Consider the following 20910-nt stretch of genomic DNA (forward strand, 5'->3'; position numbering starts at 1 on the left):
AGGAACCGCGAGAGCCCGGCCTGGCCGTCGTCACCGGTTCGGATGTCACGGCTCGCGATCCGAATCGCCGCCGGAGTGGGACGTCGCGTCACCGTCGTCGCCGAATGCGGCATACATCCGCCTGCCGTCACCTCAATCGTCAGGCGGGATCACCCGAGGTTCGTGAGCCAGGCCGTTCGGCCACGTCCAGAAGCTCACCTCGGGCCCAGGACGGGTCAGACAGCGAACGGCGGGATCACGCATATGAGATGCGCGGCCGGCGGACAGTCTGATGACCGCTTCAGCGATCGAGACCCATTCCGCGTCCAGCACATCCCCATCTGGATCTTGACAACAGATCTCCCCCTGCAGCCCTTCGACCTCGAAGTACATCGCGGTCAACATGCCAGGAGGCGGCGCGTCGGGGTTGCGGAACTGCGCGATGCACAGCAGCCGGGACGGCATGTCCGCCCTCAGCCCTGTCTCTTCCCAGATCTCGCGGAGCACCGCGTCGTCGGCGAGTTCTCCAGCCTCGACCATCCCGCCGGGCAAGTCCCATCCCAAGCCCGCATCGCCCGCGTTCCGCTGTCGGACCAGGAGGACTTCACCGTTCCTGCGCGCTACCGCGCTGACGGTGAGTACTGACAACGCTTTCATGATCCCCAGTCTGTTAAGGCCTCCGCCGTACCGCAAACGGCCGGCTGCCGGCCACAGCGCCACGACCGGTTGACGCGCATGCCATCCATATGAAGATCAAGGGGCTCACGGTGATGTCGGACGCGGCATGATGATCGTGCCCGGCGTCGGAGGTGATCACGGTGCACCCGGTCCCATGACGGCCCCATCCTGGGGCGTCACGGAGCCGAAAGGTGACCGTATGAGCAAGACCGACAAGACCCGGCCCTGGTGGGTGCGGATGGCCGACGTGCCGATGGTGACCTGCCTGCACGTGCATGATCATCGGTTCGGGCCGTGCACGCTGCCGGACGAGATCACCGCCGAGAGCGCGTCCCTGGGCCACCGCAAGTGCCCCCGCCTTCTACGTGTTCGGTTGCGGCACCAGGGGTGGGAATCGGGAGTGGTACTGCTTCCGGCGGGAGGAGCGCCGGCGCAGCCGTCACCAGGCGTGCCGGGAACTGCGCGCTCATCGCGGCGACGGCTGAAGGAATGCGGAGGGCCGGACATCCGGGGGCGGTGGTGCCTTCCCCGTCTGACTGGTGTGGAACGAGAACAGGTGCCGATCGGAAGGCACCTTCTTGGCTTTTTCGTGGGGGTGGGAGGTCCTCGAACCCCCACGCGCCGCGCGGCGAGCCCGGCCAGAATCACGCTGGCGCCTGCCGGAGGGCGTGCGACGTGCCGCAGGGGCCGCGGCTGACGGCGGGCCTTCGGGTGGCCGGTCGCCACCCCGGCGGTCAGGACGCGTCGCCGGCTCGTGCGTGGTGCTCGACCAGCCGTCCCAGGAGCTCGACCAACTGCTCTCGTTCCGCCACGGTCAGGGGCGCGAGCAGTTGGTCCTGCAGGGTCGACAGCAGGGCGTCGAGCCGGTCCAACTGCTTCCGGCCTTCCTGGGTGATGGTGATGACGTTGCGGCGGCGGTCGGTCTCATCAGGGGCGCGCTCCACCTGACCGCGCTCGGCGAGCTCGTTGATCACCGCGACCAGGTCGCTTCGGTAGATGCCGGTCCGGCGGCTCAGCGTCGCCTGGCTGGCCGGGCCGGAGTCCTGCAGCGCGGTCAGGGCGGCGTAGTGCCACTTGCGTCCTTCCGCTTCGGCCAGTCCGGTGGTCACCAGCCGATCAGCCTGCGCCGCCGCGATCGACAGCAGCCTGCTGGGTATCCGCCGCAGCCGTGCCGGAGTCGCCTGATCGTCGCCCAGATGCCGCATGTCGCCGATGGCCATGGCTCCGATGATATCTCCCTTGCGTTAGTCGCCCTAACGATATAGATTCGTTAGTGCCACAAACGTTCGCCTGACTAACAGATTGTTGTGATCATGCCTTACGTCGACGTCCTGGACTCCTCCATTCACTACGAGGACACCGGCAGCGGTCCCGCGCTGGTCTTCCTCCACGGCAACCCTTCCTCCTCCCATTCCTGGCGCAAGGTGCTGCCCGGGATCGGCGCTCCCGCCCGGCTGCTCGCCCCCGACCTCATCGGCATGGGCCGCTCCGGCAAGCCCGACATCGCCTACACCTTCGCCGACCACGCTCGCTACCTCGACGCCTGGTTCGACGCCCTCGGCCTGGACGACGTCGTGCTCGTGGGTCACGACTGGGGCGGCGCCCTGGCTTTCGACTGGGCCGCCCGTCACCCCGAGCGGGTGCGCGGCATCGCCTTCTTCGAGACGATCGTCCGCCCCATGTCGTGGAGCGAACTGGGCGAGGCCCCCCGCGCCCGCGCCGAGACCATGCGCTCGCCGAAGGGCGAGGACCTGGTCCTCGACCAGAACTTCTTCATCGAAACCGCCTACACAGGCGGCGTCCTCCATCCGCTGAGCCCGGACGAGATGGCCGCCTACCTGGAGCCCTACCCCACGCGTGACAGCCGTCGCCCCGTCCTGCAGTGGGCCCGCTCACTGCCGCTCGACGGCGAGCCCGCCGACGTGGCCGAACGGGTCGCCGCCTATGACGCCTGGCTGGCCACCAGCTCTGACATCCCCAAGCTGCTGCTCACCTTAGACTCCTCCCCGACCTTGCTCATCACCCCGGAGACCGCCGCCTGGTGCAAGGACAACATCGCCGGCCTGCAGATCGAACACATTGGACCGGCAGGTCACCACGCCACCGAAGACCAGCCCGAGGCGATCGCGGCTGCGATCACCGCCTGGGTTCCCCGCTGATCCGTCGCCCCATTCGACGGGAATCGTGATGCGTCATCTCAGGACAAGCGCGGTGGCGACACACCTCGCGTGACCTGAAAGGAACCGTAAGAAAAACAAGGGGCTCGCCCGGCACGGCCGAACGCGGTGACGCCGCGTCGCTCTCGTAGGCTGGGCCGGGTCGCCGACCGTGCGACCCGCTGAAGGAGTGAGATCGTGGGTCGCTATTCACGTGTCGTGGTGAAGCTCAGCGGGGAGGCCCTGGCGGGCCCCACGGGCTGGGGCGCCGATCCGGAGAGCCTTGCTCAGCTTTCGGACGAGTTGCTGTCGGTGCACGAACTCGGGATCGAGCTCGCCGTGGTCGTCGGCGGCGGCAACTACTTCCGGGGGCGGATGGCCGAAGGATGGGGCATCGGCCGGGCCGAGGCCGACAACATCGGCATACTCGGCACGGTGATGAACGCGCTGATGCTGCGCGGCGTGCTGACGGCGCGCAGCGAGTCGGATGTGCGGGTGATGACGGCGGTGCCGATGCAGAGCGTGGCCGAGCCGTACATCCGGCTGCGCGCGGACCGGCACCTGCGGCGCGGGCTGATCGTGCTGCTGGCGGGCGGCATCGGGCAGCCCTACGTCACCACCGACTATCCCGCCGTCCAGCGAGCGTTGGAACTGGAAGTGGACGCGCTGCTGGTCGCCAAGCGTGGGGTGGACGGCGTCTACGACCGCGATCCCAACCTGGACCCCGACGCCGAACGATTCACCGACCTCACCTACCGGAAGGCGCTGGCCGCAGGGGTGAAGGTCATGGACCAGAGCGCCTTCGTCCTCGCTGACGAGCAGGGGCTGCTCATGCACGTCTTCGACGTCGCCGCGGTGGGCGCGATGAGCGCGATCTGCCGGGGCGAGGACGTCGGCACGCGCATCGCCCGGTCCGTCTGACCTGCTAAGAACCGGTTGGAACAGTATGAGGGGGCCCAGTGGATGCCGAAGTAACCAAGAAGAGGACACCGTCGCAGAGCATCGCGTCCGCCGTCGACGAACTGCTCGACGCGCTCGGCTCGTTGGACGCGGAGGGCTGGTATCCCGCGATCGAGGTCGAGCGGCCATGGTCGACGGCCAACCCGCGCATCACCGGAGAATTCGCGAGGCCGGACGCGATCCGCGGCTACCTGCATCGAGAGCTGTCGGCTTTGCTGAAGGCCGGTGCGACCGTGACCGTGCGGGCATCCCGGCGCGCCCCGGCGTTCGACGACCCCGCCTTCTTCGCGGCCCTCGACGAGGACCGCATCGACCTGCGAAGCAAGAAGCTGTTCCTGTTCGGCCCCGAACGCATGGCGCTGTCCCTCGACCGGCTCTCGCACTACTGCGGCACACCGGCCGAGTCCTTTCAGCGGCATGTCCTGTTCACCAACTACGCCATGCACGTCGAGTCCTTCAGGGAGCGTTTTCCCGATGCCGAGGGCCCGAGCCGACCAGGGGTCCAGATGCCCGCCTGGCATCACCGCACTCCGCACGGCGACGGTGTCAGCCTGGTCAACATCGGCGTCGGCCCGTCGAACGCCAAGACCATCACCGACCACCTCGCCGTGCTGCGGCCCGACACGATGATCATGATCGGGCACTGCGGAGGCCTGCGCAACCATCAGGCCCGGGGCGATTTCGTGCTCGCGACCGCCTACCAGCGAGCCGACCACGTGCTCGACGAGGTGCTGCCGATCGAGATCCCCGTCATCCCCAACCACCGGCTGAACACCTTCCTGCTCGACAGCCTTGACGCCGCGCACGCCCGCTACCGCCTCGGCGTCGTCCACACCACCGACAACCGCAATTGGGAGTTCAACCAGGGCAGGACCCTTGCGCTGATGAAAGGCGCGCGCAGTATCGCCGTCGACATGGAGTCGGCGACGATCGCGGCCAACGGCTTCCGCTACCGCATCCCGAACGCGACGCTGCTGTGCGTCTCGGATAAGCCTCTGCACGCCGATCCCAAGCTCTCCGGTGGCGCGCAGTCCTTCTACGAGGCGAGCAAACGCGGTCATCTCGGTATCGCGCTGGCAGCCCTCGATCGGGTGAGGCGTGAGTACCCGAACGGGCTGCCCAACCAGGATCTCCGTGCGGCGGACGAACCGCTGTTCGGCGTCGACGTCGAGTCATGATCCGATGGCGCCCGGTGAAGGCGTGGAACCGGCCCTGAGGTCCGAGGTGCCGACAGAGCGCGCATCAGCGGACCATCAGCGCTTCCGAAGCGCTTACGAGCACAGTCATTCCTGCCAGCAGCACGAACCAACGGCAGGAGCGGACCATGACCGCGTACGCACAGAACGAAGAGCTCGTCGACGGCACGCCGGGCAAAGAACCATCACCGGTGTCCCCCTTGTTCGAACCCGCCGAGCTGGGCGCGCTGCGTCTGCCCAATCGGCTGGTCATGGCACCGATGAGCCGCAACAGGGCGGCGGCGGACGGCGTCCCTGAGCCCATCATGGCCACCTACTACGCGCAACGCGCCTCCGCCGGATTGATCATCGCCGAGGCGGCCACACCGAACGCCGTCGGACAGACCTACCCCAACATTCCCGCCATCTACGGCCAGGCGCACGTGGCCGGATGGCGGCAGGTCACGGGCGCCGTGCACGCCGCAGGGGGGCGTATGTTCCTGCAACTGCAGCACGGCGGCCGCGTCGGCCACCCCGACAACAGCGGGTCGACACCCGTCGCGCCCTCCCCGGTGCCTCTTCCTGACACCATCTTCACTCCCAGCGGGCACCAGAACACCGTCGTGCCCCGCCAGATGACCCTGGACGAGATCGCCTCCACGGTGGCCGACTTCGCCGCCGCCGCCCGCAACGCCATCGACGCGGGGTTCGCCGGAGTGGAGGTGCACGCCGCCAACGGTTACCTTCTGCACCAGTTCCTGGCGCAGAACACCAACCGCCGCACCGACGCCTACGGCGGCCCTGTCACAGGCCGCGTCCGCCTCGTGGTCGAGGTGGTGCGGGCCGTCGCCGAGGCGATCGGCTCCGACCGTGTGGGGCTGCGCATCTCTCCCGGAGTCGCGGTCAACGGCATCGACGAAGGCGACACCGCGCGCATCTATCCGGCGCTCATCGACGCGCTGGCGCCTCTCGGCCTGGCCTACCTGCACGTCGTCTTCGCCGACCCCGACCAGCCGATCTTCCGTACCCTCAGGGAGGGCTGGCCGGGCACGCTGATCGCCAACCCGGCGCTGCCGTGGCCGGGGCCGCTGCCCGCCGACGGCGGCAGGCACGAAGGCGAGCGGCTGCTCGCCGCCGGAGCCGACCTGGTCTCGCTCGGCCGCGCCTTCCTGGCGAACCCCGACCTGGTCGAACGGCTCCGCACCGGTGCGCCGCTCAATCCGGTACGCGACGCGGGCATGATGTACACGGGCGGAGAAGCGGGCTACACCGACTACCCCGTGTCGACCGCCGCCCCGCATCAGGTCCCGGCGCCCGAACCGGCCGCCGCATGACCATCGCGAGCCGGCCCGCGGACGACGAGGGGCCATCCCTCATGAGATCTCCTGAGCCGGGCGAGGCACCGCAGTCCCCGCGAGCACCGGAGTCCCTCGAGGTCCGCGCGCCAGGCCGGGGAGCCGTCCGGTGCTCAGGGCGTTGACCAGTCAGGACACAGGAGAGCTGACCAGTCAGGACGCAGGAGTAAGGGCTGCCAGGGCGGCGTCCCCTGCCTCCTCCGGCGTCAGGTCCGTGCCCCGCAGGAACGCGTCGGCGAAGGCCGCCCCGCCCAGGGCGGCCGTCAACGCCGTCGTGATCCGGTCGACGTCGCCGCGCTCGGCCGGCGGCAGCGGTGCGCCCACGCTCCGGCGAGCCGCGTCCGCCGCGCCGAGCAGTAGGGCGCCGCATCCGGCTCGATCCGCCTCGCCATACAGCGCCGCCGCTCCGGCGAGTCCCTCCAGGGACAGGGCCATGGCGCGCGGTTCATCAAGAGAGCGGGCGATCTCGAGCCCGAGGAGATGGCGGGTTGCCGCCCGAGCCGCGTCCCCGCGCAGTTCGGCGACGAAACCCAGCTCCGCGAGGACCAGATGGTCGCCCGCCTTCGAGGACAGACCGGCGTACGCGTCACGGATGCGCAGCAGGCGCGCCTCGGCGGCATCGAGGTCGCCTGAGCGACGTTCACCGAGGGCCAGTCCCATCTCCGCGTGGACCTCGCCGTATTTGTACCCGTGTTCGGCGGCCAGCCGCCTGGCACGCTCGTGCAGCTCACGAGCCCTGTCCCACTCCTTGGCGAGCAGCGCCAGCCTGCCGAGGCCGGACTGGCGTGAGGAGAGCTCCGTCTCCAGGCCGAGGTCCTGCGCGATGCGCAGTCCCTCGCTCTGCAGGCGCCAGGCCTCCTCGTAGTCGCCCTTGATCTCGGCGAGCGCGGCGAGCGGCTGCGCGGTCTGCAGCTCGCCCCAGCGGTCCCCGAGCGCGCGGAACAGCTCGGCGCCGCGCAGACCGTCCCGTTCCATGCCGGCGAGGTCACCCCGGATCAACGCGTGCATGGCCCGCAGCCCAAGAGCGGCGGCCGTGCCCCACAGGTCGCCGGCCGCCGTGAAGAGGTCGAGTGCCCGGCCGTTGACCTCCGCGCTGGTGGCGGGATCGCCGCCGTTGAACAGCCCGTACGCGTACAGCCACACGGCCCGGCCGCGCCGCACGGGATCCGCGATCGCCGAATCGAGGCCCGGACGTGCCTGGGAACGGTCCCCGGTCAGCAGCGCGAACGCGCCTCGCAGGACGCGGAGTTCGGCGGCCTCGGGAGCGACGGCGAGTACCGCCGACAGGGCGCGGCCGGCTTCGCTCAACCGGCCACGTAGCAGCCACCACCAGCTCAGCGCGGTGGCGAGCCGCACCGCTTCACCGCCAGGGGCCTCGTCCGTCGCGGCCCGCCGTACCGCCTCCTCGAGCGCCGAGCGCAGGTTGGCGGCCTCGGCGTCGAGGCGGCCGAGCCACGCCTGCTGCCCTGCCCCACGAAGCCGGGGCTCGGCCCGCTCCGCGAGGTCCAGGTAGTGGCGCAGGTACCGGCCCCGTGTGGCGTCGGCCTCCTGCGCCTCCCGCAGACGCTCCATCGCGTACACGCTCACGGACTCGAGCAGCCGGTAACGGGGGCCTGCCGGCCCGTCGACCATGACGACCAGCGACCGGTCCACGAGCCGGGTGAGCAGGTCGAGGACCTCCTCGTGAGGAACACGGTCACCCGCGCACACCGCTTCCGCGGCCTCCAGGGTGCAGCCGTCGACGTGCACGGCGAGACGGCGCAGCACGGCACGCTCGGGCTCACCGAGCAGTTCCCAGCTCCAGTCGATCATCGCCCGCAGGGTTCGCTGACGGGCGGGGGCGCCTCGCTGCCCATGGGTGAGCAGCCGGAACCTGTTGTCCAGGCGGGCGGCCAACTCTCGCACGCCAAGAGCACGGACACGGGTGGCGGCGAGTTCGAGGGCGAGCGGAATGCCGTCGAGACGGCGGCAAATCTCCGCCACGGACACCCGGTCGGCCTCGTCCAGCGAGAAACCGGGGGCCGCCGCCGCGGCACGCGCGGTGAACAGCCGCACCGCCTCGGTCTCCTCGAGCGGCTCGACCAGGAAGACGGTCTCTCCGGCCAGACCCAGCGGCTCCTGGCTGGTGGCCAGCACGCGCAGTCCAGGCGCGGCGCGCAACAGCCGGTCGACGAGCTCGGCCGCCGGTTCGACGACGTGTTCGCAGTTGTCGACGACGAGCAGGGTCCGGCGGTCGCGCAGGGCGGCGATGAGCCGGTCGACGGGCGCCTGAGGCCCACCGAGGCCGGAGGGCACGTCGTCCCTGACACCGAGCACTCCCGCGACCACCTGGACGAGGTCCGCCATCTCACCTCTCTGGCCGGCGAGCTCCACGAGCCACACCCCGTCGGGCACCTCCCCGAGGAGCCTGGCGCCGAGCTCCACGGCAAGCCGCGTCTTGCCGACCCCGCCCGTTCCCGTGAGCGTCACCAGGCGCGCGGTGCCGAGAAGCCGTACGACCTCCTCCACGGACGTGTCGCGGCCGATCAGGGCGGTGAGCGGGGCCGGCAGGTTCGACAGGGGCCGGCCGCCGTCCTGCGCCGTGGCGGGAAGGGGTACGGTGCCGGGAGCGAGTGACACGTCCTGGCGGAGGATCGCGGTGTGCAGCGCGGCCAGTTCCGGACTCGGGTCGAGACCCAGCTCCTGCGCCAGCCTGTCACGCAGCTCCGCGTACGAGGCCAGCGCGTCGCCCTGGCGACCGGCCAGGTACAAGGCCCGCATCTGGACGGCGCGCAACCGTTCCCGCAGCGGATGGCGGTCCACCAGATCGGCGAGCTCCCCGGTCAGCAGGGTACGGTCGCCCGCTTCGAGACGGGCCTCGGCCTGCTCCTCCAGGACGGCCAGGCGCTGTTCGGCCAGGCGGTGCGCCGCCGCACGCGCGAACTCCTCGTCGGCGAAATCGGCGAACGCGGGTCCCCGCCACAGCTCCAGCGCCTCCGTGAGCAGCGCGGCCCTCGCCCGCGGGTCGCCCGCCAGGCGGGCCTCGGCCACCAAGGACTGGAAGAGACGCTGGTCGACTTCGTCCTCGGCGTCGTCGACGCGGAGCCGGTAACCGGGCACCTGATGGACCACGCGGTCACGGCCGAGAGCCCGGCGCAGCTGGGACACCTTGGCCTGCAGGGCGTTGGCCGGGTTACCCGGCGGCTCCTCACCCCACAGGTCGTCGATGAGCCGGTCGGCGGAGACCGGCCTGCCCTCGTGCGCCAGCAGATCGGCGAGCAGCGCCCTGACCTTCGCCTCGGGGACCCTGATCTCCTGCCCCTCGCCATCCCACACCATCAGTGGACCGAGCACCCCGAACCGCATACGGAAACCGTACACACCGTACGAAGGGCCTTTCCGCTGCCCCAGGTCCTGATCGTGGCGTGCCACCGGTCGTTGCTCACCCGGAAGGCGTCCTCGCCCCGGCGCGAGATCACCTCTCCTTGTGGCGGTCGTCGAACCCGTCGAGCATCACGTCCGCGAGATGCCGCCGGGCGGGGCTCTCCAGACGCCGCGGGCCACGATGCGTGCGCTCGGCGCGGAGGTCGTCCTCGGCGATCTGACGCGACCCGAGACGGTCGCGGCAGCATTGGAGGGCGTCGGTCGGATGTACTTCGCGATGCCCGTCTCGCCGGACCATCTGCTGGCGGCGACGGTGGTGGCCACCGTGGCGAGGGAGCGTGGGGGGCTGGCCGGCCTGGTCGGCATGTCACAGATGACGGTGTCGCAGATGAGCGCCACCAGCACCGCGGAGTCGCACCAGCAGCGGCTGCACTGGCTGGCCGAGCAGGTGTTCAACTGGTCGGGCCTGCCGGTGGTCCACATCCGGCCGACGTCGTTCCTGAACAATCCGCTGTTCACCACGCTGGCGGCACAATCGATCAGGGAGAACGGCACGATCGCGCTCCCGTTCGGTACCGGGCGCACGTCGCCGGTCGCCGTGGACGACGTCGCCCGGGTGGTGGCCACCGTGCTGCGCGACCCGGCTCCGCACGCCGGGAACGTCTACGAGCTGACCGGGCCACGCACGGTCGACATGACGGAGATGGCCGAGGAGTTCTCGAAGGCGTTGGGGCGTGCGGTGTCCTATCTGGACGTGCCGCTCGACAGGTGGCTGGCCGAGGTGCTCGCGAAGGCGGGCCTGCCTCCGCACACCGAACAGCACATCGCCACCATGGCCCGGCTGCACCGTGAGAATCGCTACGACCGCGCGTCCGACGACGTGGAACGCGTGACAGGGGTACCCGCCCAGACGATCGAGTCGTTCGTGGCCGCTCGCAGGGACTTCTACCTGGGTTGACCGCGCGAGAGCCACCTCGGCCGCGTCATGGCGGATTCCGGCGCACGGACGCGAACCCCTCATCACTCGGACCGTCCTCCACACCGGCTTCCAGCCCTGGGCCGAGTGAGAGACGACTGCGCCGAGGGCCGTACGGCTGTCAGTCATCCGCCTGTCGTCCAGGGAGCAGAAGAGCTCGCCACCTTCTGTACGGCAGGCCGTCCTGACGGCGTCCGTCCCCGGTCAGGGTTCACACCCGGATCCTGCGACGACCTTCCCCGCGAGGCGGTCCCCGCGACCACGAGGCCCGGTTCATGACGTCAAGGTCCGGAACAGGCCGGAGGCCATGCCGTTCACCGGCCGCGAGATGCTGCTCAGCACGACGACGCCGATCCGCCGATCCGGGTCGGAGCCCACGTATGAGGCGAAACCGCCCTTGCGACCGTTGCGCCAGATCCGGCGGCCGCCGCCGCTCTTCGGATGCAGGCGGGATTCCATCCAGCCGAACTGGATCGCCTGCGACGGGTTGATCCTGTGCTCGCTCCGGCGGCTGAGGCGGATCGCGGCATCGTCGCACTCGGGCTGGGCCCGCAGGAAGGTGAGCAGGTCCGCCACCGTCGAGCGGACGACCCGAGCAGTCCGGCGCCGAGATTGGAAATACCGGAACCGGGCGCCTGGCACGGTACGGAGCCGCGTGCCCGCCGCCCCCGAGGATCGCTGCCTCGTCGCCTGCTTGGCAGGCGCCAGACCTGTGAACACCTTGGTCACCGATGCGATCTCGAACAGGGTGTCGCCGCCCGGCTCGCCGGGTTGTCAGCCCCGCGCCATCGGTGGGGGTGCGTTTCATGGCTTTGCCATCGCCATCGTCCGTCAGGTGAAACGACGTCTTGCGGGCGGGCGCCGGACAACTCTTCGCAAACCATGGATAGCCGCGGACGCGAGAACCTCTCACGACAATGTCCTCAGGCGACACCGGCTGCTGTGCTTTCAGGTATAAGGTTCATGCAGCACACAGGTAGGCCGTCGAAGTATGCCTACTCGTTCCGCCCATTTGCTGACGACGGAAGATCCGAGCTTGGCTCGTCTTCACACATAGATGCGAGAAAATGATCAATGGCTAAGCAGATTGTCGAGACGTTCGTTGATGACCTCGACGGCAGTGTCGCGGAGAAGACGACGAAGTTTTCCCTCGATGGCGAGAACTACGAGATCGACCTGTCGGCGGCGAACGCCGACAAGCTGCATGCGGCGCTCGCACCCTTCATCATCAAGGCCCGCAAAGTCGTGCAGCCCAGAAGCGTGCGAGCCGGTCGTGGCGGGACCCGCGGTAGCGCCGCGATGAGCAGGGAGAAAAGCGCCGAGATTCGCCAGTGGGCCAAGGCACATGGCCTCCAGGTCAGCGAGCGAGGCAGGATCTCCTCCGCAATCGTCGAACGGTACGAAGCCGCTCACTGATTGCGAGTAGGCCCGCTACTCACGAACGAAATTTCCCGGTCTGGGATCAATTTCCGTGCCCTGCCATAGAGCTGCGGCCCGCCCTACGGCAGGGCGGGCCGCGGCCATGGCGTGGTTATGCTTCCCACCGGAAATGCCGCTCCATTGCCGTATCCCGGCCACGTCGGCAGTCCCCCGTTTCGCGGCGTGCGCGCCTTCCGAACGCGCGCAGATCCTCTTCGGCCTCGAACTCGGCCGCCGCCTGCGCGCGGCCGGCAGCACACCCCGGGCGTGATCCCTGCTCCGGCGGCGCAGGGGACCGCCTCGCCCCCCCTCGCGCCCGAGTGACCCAGGAGGGGTCGCCGGCGCTGCGGGACGGTCCGCCGGGGTCAGGGCGTGATCGCCAGCTTGCCGCGGACGTGGCCGCTACGGCTGAGGTCGAAGGCCGCGCCGACCTGCTCCAGCGGGAAGGTCTGCGCCACCTCGACCGTCAACGCCCCCCTGTCGGCCATCTCGGCCAGTTCGGCGAGTTTGGCGCCGTCCGGCCGTACCCAGATCCAGTGGCCGCCGTGCTGCTCCACGGTGTTGTCGGCGATCGACACGTGCCGCCCGCCCTCGGCCAGAACGGCGAGGGTCGTCTCGAGCTGGCCGCCGACGAAGTCGGCCACGGCCGTCACGCCGTCCGGGGCCAGCGCGCGGACGCGGTCGGCCAGGCCCTCTCCGTAGGTCACCGGTTCGGCGCCCAGTTCCCGCACGTGGCCGTGATTGCGTTCGGAGGCGGTTGCGATGACGCGGGCACCCCTGTCGCGGGCGATCTGGACCCCGAAACCGCCGACGCCACCCGATGCGCCGTGCACCAACAGGATGTCGCCAGGGCCGATCTCGAGCCGGTCGAGGCTGCGCTGGGCGGTCAGCCCCGCCAGCGGCAGCCCTCCGGCCTGGTTCCAGTCGAGAGCGGACGGCTTGCGCGCGACCGCCGAGGCCGGCGCCGTGACGTACTCGGCGAACGTCCCGCCCTGCACGACGGTCTTGCGGGCATAGGACATGACCTCGTCGCCGGCCGCGAACTCCGGAGTGTCGGGGCCGACCGCCCGCACCACCCCGGCGACGTCCCAGCCGGGCACGACCGGGAACACCGTCTGCATCATCCCGTCCAGCAGACCGGCCATGATCTTCCAGTCCACCGGGTTGACCCCTGCCGCGCGAACCTCGATGAGCACCTCGCCCGGCCCGAGCTTGGGATCAGGGATCTCGCCGACCTTCAGTCGCGAGTTGTCGGCCGCGTAGGCGTCGTAGGTGACGGCGCGCATGAGCTGATCTCCTTCCTGGGCGCGGCGGACCCGGGTCCGGACGGGCGACGCGCCTCATGCTGTTCTCGCCGGGGCCGCGTTTGCGCTAACCCTTTGCCGTCCCAAGCCGGTGGCGATCGCTCTGAGCCGGATGCCGGCACCGTCGCGAGCCCCTTGCTCGCCTTACTCACATGAGTTAAAAATTACTCATGCAAGTAAAAAGGGCGGACTCGGTCACCAGCTCCGCCAGACGGCGGCAGATCGTGACGGCCGCGATCCAGACGATCGCCGAACTCGGCTACCACCACGCCTCCTTCGCCCGCATCGCCGAGCGCGCAGAGCTCAGCAGCACCCGGATGATCTCCTATCACTTCGACGGCAAGGACGAGCTGATCGGCCGGGCGCTCACCACGATCTACGCCGACCTGGCGGCCTTCATGACCGCCAGGGTCGGCGCCCAGACCACGCCCGTCGCGGCCCTCGACACCTACATCCGCTCGCTGGTGGAGTACATCGGCGACCACCGGGCCGAGATGCGCGCCGCCACGGAGATCTTCCTCAACTTCCGGCCGGAGGGCGGCACGGCCGCCCGGGAGGCCGCCACCGACCTGTCGGCCCTGGCCCACATCGAACGACTGCTCTCCTGGGGCCAGGACACCGGAGCGTTCCGCCCGTTCAGCACCCGCGTGATGGCGATGGCGATCCAGCGCGCGCTCGACGGTCTGCCGTTCCTGCTGGAGGCCGACCCGGACGCGGACCTGGCCGAGTACGCCGAGGAGCTGGCCGAGCTCTTCGCCCGCGCCACCTGGGCCGCGCGATGAGCCCTCGGTCGAAGGGGCTGCTGGTCGTGGCGGTGGACGTCGCCGTGCCGATCGGCGTGTACTACCTGCTGCGCGCCACCGGCGTCAGCGATCACGGCGCGCTGCTTGTCAGCTCGCTCGTCCCCGGCCTGAGCGTCGTCCTGGCCCTCTTACGGCGGCGCAGGCCCGACGGTCTGAGCCTGTTCATGACGGCGATGATGCTGGGCAGCGCCGCGGTGTCCCTGCTCGTCCACGACCACCGGTTCCTGCTGGCGAAGGACGGCTGGTTCACCGCCGTGGCCGGGCTCTGGTTCCTGGCCACCGCACGCGGCGACCGGCCGCTGGCCTTCGTTCTCACCCGCTTCCTGCTGGAAGGGCGCATCGGCCCGAACCGCGAGTCGTGGGACGTGCTGTGGGAGCGGCTGCCCGCCTTCCGCAGGATCTGGCGGGTGGTGACGGTGATCTACGGCACCGGCCTGCTGCTCGACGCGGCCGTGCGGGTCGTCATGGCCTACACGCTGCCGGTGGACGTCGTGCCCGGCCTCGGCGCCGTGCAGTACGGCGTCTTCCTGCTCCTGATGCAGGTCGTCATCAACGCCTATCTGGTGCCCACCGGCCTCTACAACCGCTATTCCAGGCTCTACGCGGAGGTGGGCCCGCCAGGAGGCCGAGTGCGGTGAGGGCCGCCGGGTCTCGCCGGATCGTCAGTCCAAGGCGGCGAGCTTGCGCTGGAGCAGGCCGCGCTCGCGCTCGTTCCCGCAGAGCTGTACGGCGAGCTCGATCTCACGCCGCGCGTCGTCGGGTTTCCCGAGTCGGCTGAGCAGTTCGCCGCGCACGCTCGGCAGCAGATGGGAGCCGGAGAGGCCGCCCGCCGCGACCAGATCGTCGACGACCGCGAGTGCGGCCGCCGGGCCCTGGGCCATGGAGATCGCGACCGCCCGGTTGAGCTCGACGACCGGCGAAGGCGCCAGCCGGCCAAGCGCCTCGTAGAGCAGCACGATCCGCTCCCAGTCCGTCGCCTCGACAGACGGCGCTACCGCGTGACACTCGGCGATCGCGGCCTGCACGCCGTAGACACCGAGACCACGACCGGCCCGCCCGGCCTGAACCAACGCCGCCCGACCGCGCCGGATCGCAGCCCGGTCCCAACGCCGGCGGTCCTGCTTCTCCAACAGGACCGGTTCGCCGTCGTCATCCAGGCGCGAAGGGAACCGGGCGGCGGTGAGCTCGAAGAGCGCGAGCATGCCGTGCACCTCCGCCTGGTCCGGGACCAGCCGCGCCAGGATCCTGGTCAGCCGGACCGCCTCGCGAGCCAGGTCGAGGCGGATCCACTGATCTCCGGAGGAGGCAGTCGAACCCTCGGTGAAGATCAGGTACAGCACGCTGAGCACCGAGCCGAGCCGCTTGCGGCACTCGTCGGACGGTGGCACGTCGAACGGCACCCGCGCGGCCGCGAGCGTCTTCTTCGCCCGCGTGATTCGCGCCTGCACCGTGGCGGTCGGCACGAGGAAGGCGCGGGCGATCTCGTCGCTCGTGAGGCCACCGAGGACGCGGAGCGTGAGCGCGATCTGGGCCTCGCGCGACAGCACCGGATGGCAGGCGATGAACATCAGCGCCAACAGGTCGTCATCGATGCGGTCCGGATCCCACAGCAGGTCGGTGTCCGGTGCGGCGCCCGCCAGAGGCATGCCGGGATCGCCGGAGGCTAGGCCGCCCTCGCCCAGATGCCTGGCAAGGGCGGCGTACCTCTCGTCGAGAGCCGAGCGGCGGCGGTAGGAGTCGATCGCCCGGCGCCGTCCCACCGTGAGCAACCAGCCCGCGGGATTGCGCGGCACGCCGTCCCGCGGCCAGGCGACAAGCGCCTCGGCCAGTGACTCCTGGGCCAGGTCCTCGGCCAGCGCGAAATCGCCGGTGAACCGGGCGAGCGTGCTGACGATGCGCGCGGACTCGATCCGCCACACCGCCGCCACGGCCTGCCGACCGCCGTACGGATCGCTCACAGCTGGCCGGTCGCCACCCGCCATGCCCGCTCCTTCTGGATCCACTCGTTGTCCTGCGGGAACTCATCGATGCTGGCGACGCGCCGGATCTCGGCCTTCATCCCGGGACCGCTCATCGGTGCCCGCTTGGCCCACTCGACGGCCTCTTCCTTCGAGGCGACGTCGAGGATCCAGAATCCGCCGAACAGCTCCTTGGTCTCACCGTAGGGTCCGTCGGTGACGACGGGAGGCTCGGAGGAGTAGTCCACGACAACGCCCTGTGACGCGTCGTCGAGACCCTCCGCGGCGACCAGCACGCCCGCCGAGATCATCTCATCGTTGAACCGGCCCATGGACTCGATGATCTGGTTGAAGTCGACATCCTGGAACGCGGCGTTGGCCTCGTCGGTCGCACGCATGATCAGCATGTACTTCACGGTCTTCTCCTACCGTGTCGCGGGTCCCGTTCGGACCCTCTCACCCATGAGTCGAACGGCGGAACCGCCGGATCGACATCGCGCCCAAGATAATCCGAAAAGATGCGGAGGACCCGCGAAGAGCCCTCGCGTCCAGCGTCGATCCCGCCCTGCGGGACGGGCCCGGCGATCTTGACAGGGCTCGCCTCCAGCATGCGGGCCGTACCGCAGGGCCAAGGGGACCCCGATGACCGCCCTCTGCCGCCAGCGGAGAAGTCTCCGGCAACGGCGAAGAGGCGCCGAAAAGCGTGGCTTCCGGCGCCTCTTCGTTTCCCTTTTTCGCAAGATTTCAGAAATGTGCATTAGTTGTTTCTGTTGCTGCCGCCGCCACCCGCATTGGTGCCGCCCAGGCTGATTCCGTTGCCAAGGCCGGGCCTGTCGGCGGATGCGATGTGGTGTGCGGCGGCCACGGTGTCGGTGCTGAAGACATCGGCCGACACGGTCGCGGGTGCGACGAGGGCGAAGGCTGCCACTGCTCCGGCTGCGAGAACGTTCTTCATCGTGAACATGCGGATCACTCCGTGTCTGGTCTCTTGTGCCTGGGTGCGGGGCCCGGGCTGGTTCCCGGAATTATGTGATTAATCCGGATATGTGGTGCTGCAACCGTCGGGGTGGGTTCCGCATTCCGCGAATCGGGGTGATTTCCAATGAAGGGGCATGCCCATACCTTTATTTGACGGTGCAGATCGACGGCAATAGCAGGGATGCCCGTCTGAGACGACGAATCCGGCCCGTCGACGTCCCGTGCGCCCCTGCGGCGGATGCGCGGCGTTGAGCGTGCGAGTCCACCCCGGCGCGCTGAGCGGGGCCGTGTCGATCGGGGCTCATGGACAATCGGGGCTCATGGACAGGAGAGAGCTCCCTTCGCCTGGCCTGCCCCATCCACGGCGCCGGAGGAATGTCCCTTGGCGACTCTTTCCGAGCGACTGTCGGGCGAGGTCAGGATCGACCTCGGCCGGAGAGTGCGTCGCGGATCCGGTCGACCAGACCCACTCCCGGCGCCAGCAGCTTGTTGGCGGGCGGGGTATCGGGCGCGGAAGGATGCGGCCGGGTCGGCGCGACCTTCTTGGCACGCTCGATCTTGCCGCCCAGCTCTTTCAGCTGCTCCTCGGTGCAGGCCGCCCGCAACCGCGGGAACAGATCGGCCTCCTCTTCGCGGACATGGTGGCGGATCTGCTCCATCAGCAGACGGACGGTGGGCCAGAACGCGTTGTCCCCCGGCTCCAGCCCCTCCAGACGCTTCATCGTCTGCTCGGCCTCGGCGTGCTCGGCGAGCTCCTCATCTGCCAGCCGGTCGCCGCCCGGCACGTGCTCGCGCACCGCCGGGTACAGGTAGGCCTCCTCGGCGATCGAGTGCCGGACCAGCTCGATGGTCACCTGATCGGTCAGTGTCTTGGCTTTCTCGCCGATGTCACCGATCATCCGTTCCAGCTCGGTGAACATCTGCTCGACCTCGCGGTGGTCGGTGACCAGTACCGAGATCACATCTTCCTGCGCGTCCATGTCGCTACCTTCCTGCCGGCCTCTGTGACGGCGGGATCACGCCGTGGCGGGCGACGTCGTCGTGCTGGGCATGGCGCCCTTTCCTCGTGGCGTTCACGTTCCCGCTGACACCGGCCGAAACCTGCGGCGTCGGTCGCGCGGTCGAAACCGGGCGTGTCGCACGAGAACGGGTGTTTCCGCTCGTCCCGTCCGGCCAGGCGCCTGAGGCCCCCGCGCAGGGCCACGCATGGGAATGCGCGGACATCGGGGTCGAGTGCGCGGTGGCCGCGCCGATAGAGTTCGTGACCGGCTGCGAGTTGACGACACGGAGGGCTGGCGATGTCCACACCTGACCATGTCGTGCTGAGGCTGCCGTTTCGCGGCACGTGGCTCGCGCGCAACAGTCCCGCGCGGCGCGTGCCCAGCCACGGTACTCACCTGTTCGCCACGACGTACGCCATGGACTTCATCGCTGTACAAGGCAGGCGCACGGCCACCAAGCGGGACTGGCGGTCGCTGCTGTACACGGAGCCGGTGGAGCGGTTCTTCGCCTTCGGTCAGCCCATCCTCGCCCCCGCGGATGGGAGGGTCGTGTCGGTCCACGACGGCGAGGTGGACCACGTGGCGCGACGGTCGCAGCTCGCCCTGCTGCCCTACGCCCTGACCCAGGCGGCCAGGGTTCGCGGGGGCGCCGGCGCCATCGCGGGAAACCATGTGCTTCTCGAGCTGGACAATCGTGGCGGGTTTGTCGTGCTCGCGCACCTGCGCGCCGGTTCGGTGCGGGTGGGCGAGGGCGAGTCGGTCGTGGCCGGCCAGGAGCTGGCCGACTGCGGCAACTCGGGCAACTCCACGCAGCCGCACCTGCACATCCAGATCATGGATTCGGCCGATCCCTTCACCGCGCGGGGTCTGCCCATGGCATTCCAGGAGTACCGGGCGTGGCGCCGCCCTGGTGTGACGCCCGACGTGGTCGAGCGGGGCGTCCCCAACGAGTCCGAGGTCGTCGAACCACTGTGACCCGCCGGCGTGCCGACGCTCGACGTGGTTCGCATGCCGGCTGTGCCGAACAGCCGGCCGGCCATCTGGGGCGGATGAGAGCGACGGACGCGCCCGGCCGTTGACGCCACCGCGGTTGCACCGTGGTCGCGCGGCTGTTACTGTCGCTCGCGTCCAGCTGGCTGATCACCACCAGCTGTCAATATCTGCGATCCCCTGGAGCCTCGAGAACAAACGACCATCCGAAGAACCGTGATCAATGTGGTTGATCAGGGTTGAGAGGGCCGAGTAAGGCCGGTTCACGTCAGGCGCACGCCTGGCCGCATCCATTCTCCGTCGCCCACGCGGTGGCGTTCTTCAACGGTTCGTTTCTCGAGAGCCCGTGCCTCATCGGCGCGGCTCTCCGATCGCAAGGACTCCCCTTCCATGTCTTCTCGCTCTGCGGCGCCCGCCGTCGGGACCGCACCGGCCGAGCCGGCCACCACCGTCGTCGCCACCCTGATGGCCGCCGTCTTCCTGTCCCTCCTCGACTCCCAGGTCGTCGCCACCGCCCTGCCGCGCATCATCGGCGACCTCGGCGGACTCGACGCCTTCGCCTGGATCACCACCGGCTACCTCATCGCCGGCAGCGCCACCGCGCCCGTCTACGGCAAACTCGGCGACCTGTTCGGCCGCAAGCGCATCTTCCTGATCTCGATCCTGGTCTTCCTGGCCGGCTCGGCCGCCTGCGGTCTGGCCTCGACCATGTCCCAGCTCATAGCCTTCCGCCTCATCCAGGGCGTCGGCAGCGGCGGCCTGTTCATCTCGGTGCTCGCCATCATCGGCGAGATGTTCGGCCCTCGCGAAGGCGCCCGCTACTACGGCTGGCTCTCCCTCACCTTCGGCGCCGCCTCGCTGGCCGGCCCCACTCTCGGCGGCCTGCTCACCGACCTGGCAGGCTGGCGCTGGATCTTCCTGGTCAACCTGCCCATCGGCTGCGTCGTCATCGTCATCGTCGCCACCCGGCTCCACCTGCCTGCCCACAGCAGGTCGAAGGCTCGCGTCGACTATCTCGGCGTGCTCCTGCTCATCTCCGCGATCGTCTCGCTGAACCTGCTCACCACCTGGGCGGGCACCACCCACACCTGGACGTCCCCTGTCATCGTCGGCCTGGCCGCGGCCACCGCCCTGTCGTCGGCGCTGTTCGTACTGTCCCAGAGCCACGCCGCCGACCCGATCATCCCGCTGCGCCTGTTTCGCGACCGCACCTTCACCGTCGTCGTCGCGGTCGGCTTCATCGCCGGGTTCGTCGGCCTCGGCATCGTCAACTACCTGGTGCTGTGGCTGCAGACCGTCCTGACGATCGGCCTCCAGGCCTCCGGCCACCTGCTCACCGCGATGATGCTCGGCGTCGTGGCCACGTCGTACACCACCACCAAGCTGATCGCCCGCACCGGCTCCTACCGCTGGTATCCCGTCGCCGGCATGGCCGTCTTCGCCGTGGCCGCCGCCCTGTTCGCCACCGCCGGTCCCGCCACCAGCCCGTTCCTGGCCGCCGTCTACCTGCTGCTGTTCGGTATCGCCGGTGGCCTCAACACCCAGGCCCTCAGCCTGGCGGCCCGCGGCACCTCCAGCCGCGCCGACATCGGCGCCACCCAGGGCACCGCCACCCTGGCCCGCCAGAGCGGCACGGCACTCGGAGTGTCGTTCTTCGCCGCCCTCATGACCAGCAGGCTCCCGTACGGCGCGGCCGACGCGGCCGCCTACGCCGACGCCCTGCGGCCCGTCTTCATCGCCGTCATCCCGGTGGCCCTGATCGGCCTGGTCATCTCCCTGTTCCTCAACACCACGCTCTCCGTCTGAAAGGCCCCG

Annotated in this window: 19 protein-coding genes; 10 read left to right on the forward strand and 9 right to left on the reverse strand. The window is 69.7% G+C overall.

Annotated elements, in window-relative coordinates:
* Nucleotides 1-132 precede the first annotated feature (132 nt).
* Entirely contained in the window at nt 133-699 is a 567-nt protein-coding gene (locus tag ACFSKW_RS35435; protein ID WP_379577365.1) for an NUDIX domain-containing protein, read from the reverse strand.
* 692 nt (nt 700-1391) lie between these two features.
* Nucleotides 1392-1877 (reverse strand): MarR family winged helix-turn-helix transcriptional regulator, encoded by a 486-nt coding sequence (locus ACFSKW_RS35440; RefSeq protein ID WP_379577367.1) that lies wholly within the window; start codon nt 1875-1877, stop codon nt 1392-1394.
* A gap of 93 nt (nt 1878-1970) precedes the next feature.
* Between ACFSKW_RS35440 and ACFSKW_RS35445 the strand changes: the two genes are divergently transcribed.
* The 4 genes from ACFSKW_RS35445 (at nt 1971) to ACFSKW_RS35460 (ending at nt 6282) form a co-directional block, all read left to right on the forward strand.
* Nucleotides 1971-2816, forward strand: a complete 846-nt coding sequence (locus ACFSKW_RS35445; protein ID WP_379577369.1) for a haloalkane dehalogenase — start codon at nt 1971-1973, stop codon at nt 2814-2816.
* 195 nt (nt 2817-3011) lie between these two features.
* Nucleotides 3012-3734, forward strand: a complete 723-nt coding sequence (gene pyrH / locus ACFSKW_RS35450; protein WP_379577371.1) for a UMP kinase — start codon at nt 3012-3014, stop codon at nt 3732-3734.
* Nucleotides 3735-3772: 38 nt separating this feature from the next.
* Nucleotides 3773-4951: a phosphorylase family protein gene (locus ACFSKW_RS35455; protein WP_379577373.1), complete on the forward strand. Its 1179-nt coding sequence runs from the start codon at nt 3773-3775 to the stop codon at nt 4949-4951.
* Between the two features lie 209 nt (nt 4952-5160).
* Nucleotides 5161-6282: an alkene reductase gene (locus tag ACFSKW_RS35460; protein ID WP_379577599.1), complete on the forward strand. Its 1122-nt coding sequence runs from the start codon at nt 5161-5163 to the stop codon at nt 6280-6282.
* A 174-nt stretch (nt 6283-6456) separates the two neighbouring features.
* Here ACFSKW_RS35460 and ACFSKW_RS35465 read toward each other — a convergent pair whose 3' ends face one another.
* Nucleotides 6457-9648 carry an AfsR/SARP family transcriptional regulator gene (locus ACFSKW_RS35465; RefSeq protein ID WP_379577375.1) on the reverse strand — a complete coding sequence of 1064 codons (3192 nt, stop codon included), beginning with the start codon at nt 9646-9648 and terminating at the stop codon, nt 6457-6459.
* 121 nt (nt 9649-9769) lie between these two features.
* On the opposite strand from ACFSKW_RS35465, the gene ACFSKW_RS35470 reads away from it, so the two are divergent.
* A complete protein-coding gene (locus ACFSKW_RS35470; protein WP_379577377.1) occupies nt 9770-10624 on the forward strand; it encodes an NmrA family NAD(P)-binding protein in 855 nt (284 codons plus the stop codon).
* Nucleotides 10625-10915: 291 nt separating this feature from the next.
* On the opposite strand, the gene ACFSKW_RS35475 is transcribed toward ACFSKW_RS35470, so the two are convergent.
* Nucleotides 10916-11371 carry a serine hydrolase gene (locus ACFSKW_RS35475; protein ID WP_379577379.1) on the reverse strand — a complete coding sequence of 152 codons (456 nt, stop codon included), beginning with the start codon at nt 11369-11371 and terminating at the stop codon, nt 10916-10918.
* 345 nt (nt 11372-11716) lie between these two features.
* Here ACFSKW_RS35475 and ACFSKW_RS35480 point away from each other — a divergent pair, with 345 nt between their 5' ends.
* Nucleotides 11717-12058: a histone-like nucleoid-structuring protein Lsr2 gene (locus tag ACFSKW_RS35480; RefSeq protein WP_379577381.1), complete on the forward strand. Its 342-nt coding sequence runs from the start codon at nt 11717-11719 to the stop codon at nt 12056-12058.
* 368 nt (nt 12059-12426) lie between these two features.
* On the opposite strand, the gene ACFSKW_RS35485 is transcribed toward ACFSKW_RS35480, so the two are convergent.
* On the reverse strand, nt 12427-13347 hold the full coding sequence (locus tag ACFSKW_RS35485; protein WP_379577383.1) for an NADP-dependent oxidoreductase: 921 nt from the start codon (nt 13345-13347) through the stop codon (nt 12427-12429).
* Nucleotides 13348-13535: 188 nt separating this feature from the next.
* On the opposite strand from ACFSKW_RS35485, the gene ACFSKW_RS35490 reads away from it, so the two are divergent.
* Together ACFSKW_RS35490 and ACFSKW_RS35495 are read left to right on the forward strand one after the other, a co-directional pair.
* Nucleotides 13536-14147, forward strand: a complete 612-nt coding sequence (locus ACFSKW_RS35490) for a TetR/AcrR family transcriptional regulator (RefSeq protein ID WP_379577385.1) — start codon at nt 13536-13538, stop codon at nt 14145-14147.
* Nucleotides 14144-14806, forward strand: a complete 663-nt coding sequence (locus tag ACFSKW_RS35495; RefSeq protein WP_379577387.1) for a VC0807 family protein — start codon at nt 14144-14146, stop codon at nt 14804-14806. The genes ACFSKW_RS35490 and ACFSKW_RS35495 overlap by 4 nt, the downstream gene beginning before the upstream one ends.
* Nucleotides 14807-14830: 24 nt before the next feature.
* Here ACFSKW_RS35495 and ACFSKW_RS35500 read toward each other — a convergent pair whose 3' ends face one another.
* From ACFSKW_RS35500 to ACFSKW_RS35515, 4 genes are all read right to left on the reverse strand, one after another.
* Complete coding sequence (locus ACFSKW_RS35500; RefSeq protein ID WP_379577601.1) at nt 14831-16126, reverse strand: RNA polymerase sigma factor; 1296 nt, start codon at nt 16124-16126, stop codon at nt 14831-14833.
* Nucleotides 16123-16542 (reverse strand): YciI family protein, encoded by a 420-nt coding sequence (locus tag ACFSKW_RS35505; RefSeq protein WP_379577389.1) that lies wholly within the window; start codon nt 16540-16542, stop codon nt 16123-16125. The genes ACFSKW_RS35500 and ACFSKW_RS35505 overlap by 4 nt, the downstream gene beginning before the upstream one ends.
* Nucleotides 16543-16883: 341 nt before the next feature.
* Nucleotides 16884-17090: a hypothetical protein gene (locus tag ACFSKW_RS35510; protein ID WP_379577391.1), complete on the reverse strand. Its 207-nt coding sequence runs from the start codon at nt 17088-17090 to the stop codon at nt 16884-16886.
* Nucleotides 17091-17520: 430 nt separating this feature from the next.
* Nucleotides 17521-18084, reverse strand: a complete 564-nt coding sequence (locus ACFSKW_RS35515) for a hemerythrin domain-containing protein (protein ID WP_379577393.1) — start codon at nt 18082-18084, stop codon at nt 17521-17523.
* A gap of 318 nt (nt 18085-18402) precedes the next feature.
* Here ACFSKW_RS35515 and ACFSKW_RS35520 point away from each other — a divergent pair, with 318 nt between their 5' ends.
* A complete protein-coding gene (locus ACFSKW_RS35520) occupies nt 18403-19080 on the forward strand; it encodes a M23 family metallopeptidase (RefSeq protein WP_379577395.1) in 678 nt (225 codons plus the stop codon).
* A 405-nt stretch (nt 19081-19485) separates the two neighbouring features.
* Complete coding sequence (locus ACFSKW_RS35525) at nt 19486-20901, forward strand: MFS transporter (RefSeq protein ID WP_379577397.1); 1416 nt, start codon at nt 19486-19488, stop codon at nt 20899-20901.
* Nucleotides 20902-20910 lie beyond the last annotated feature (9 nt).

Source organism: Nonomuraea mangrovi, assembly GCF_042681425.1.
In the GTDB taxonomy this organism is placed as follows: Bacteria; Actinomycetota; Actinomycetes; order Streptosporangiales; family Streptosporangiaceae; genus Nonomuraea; species Nonomuraea mangrovi.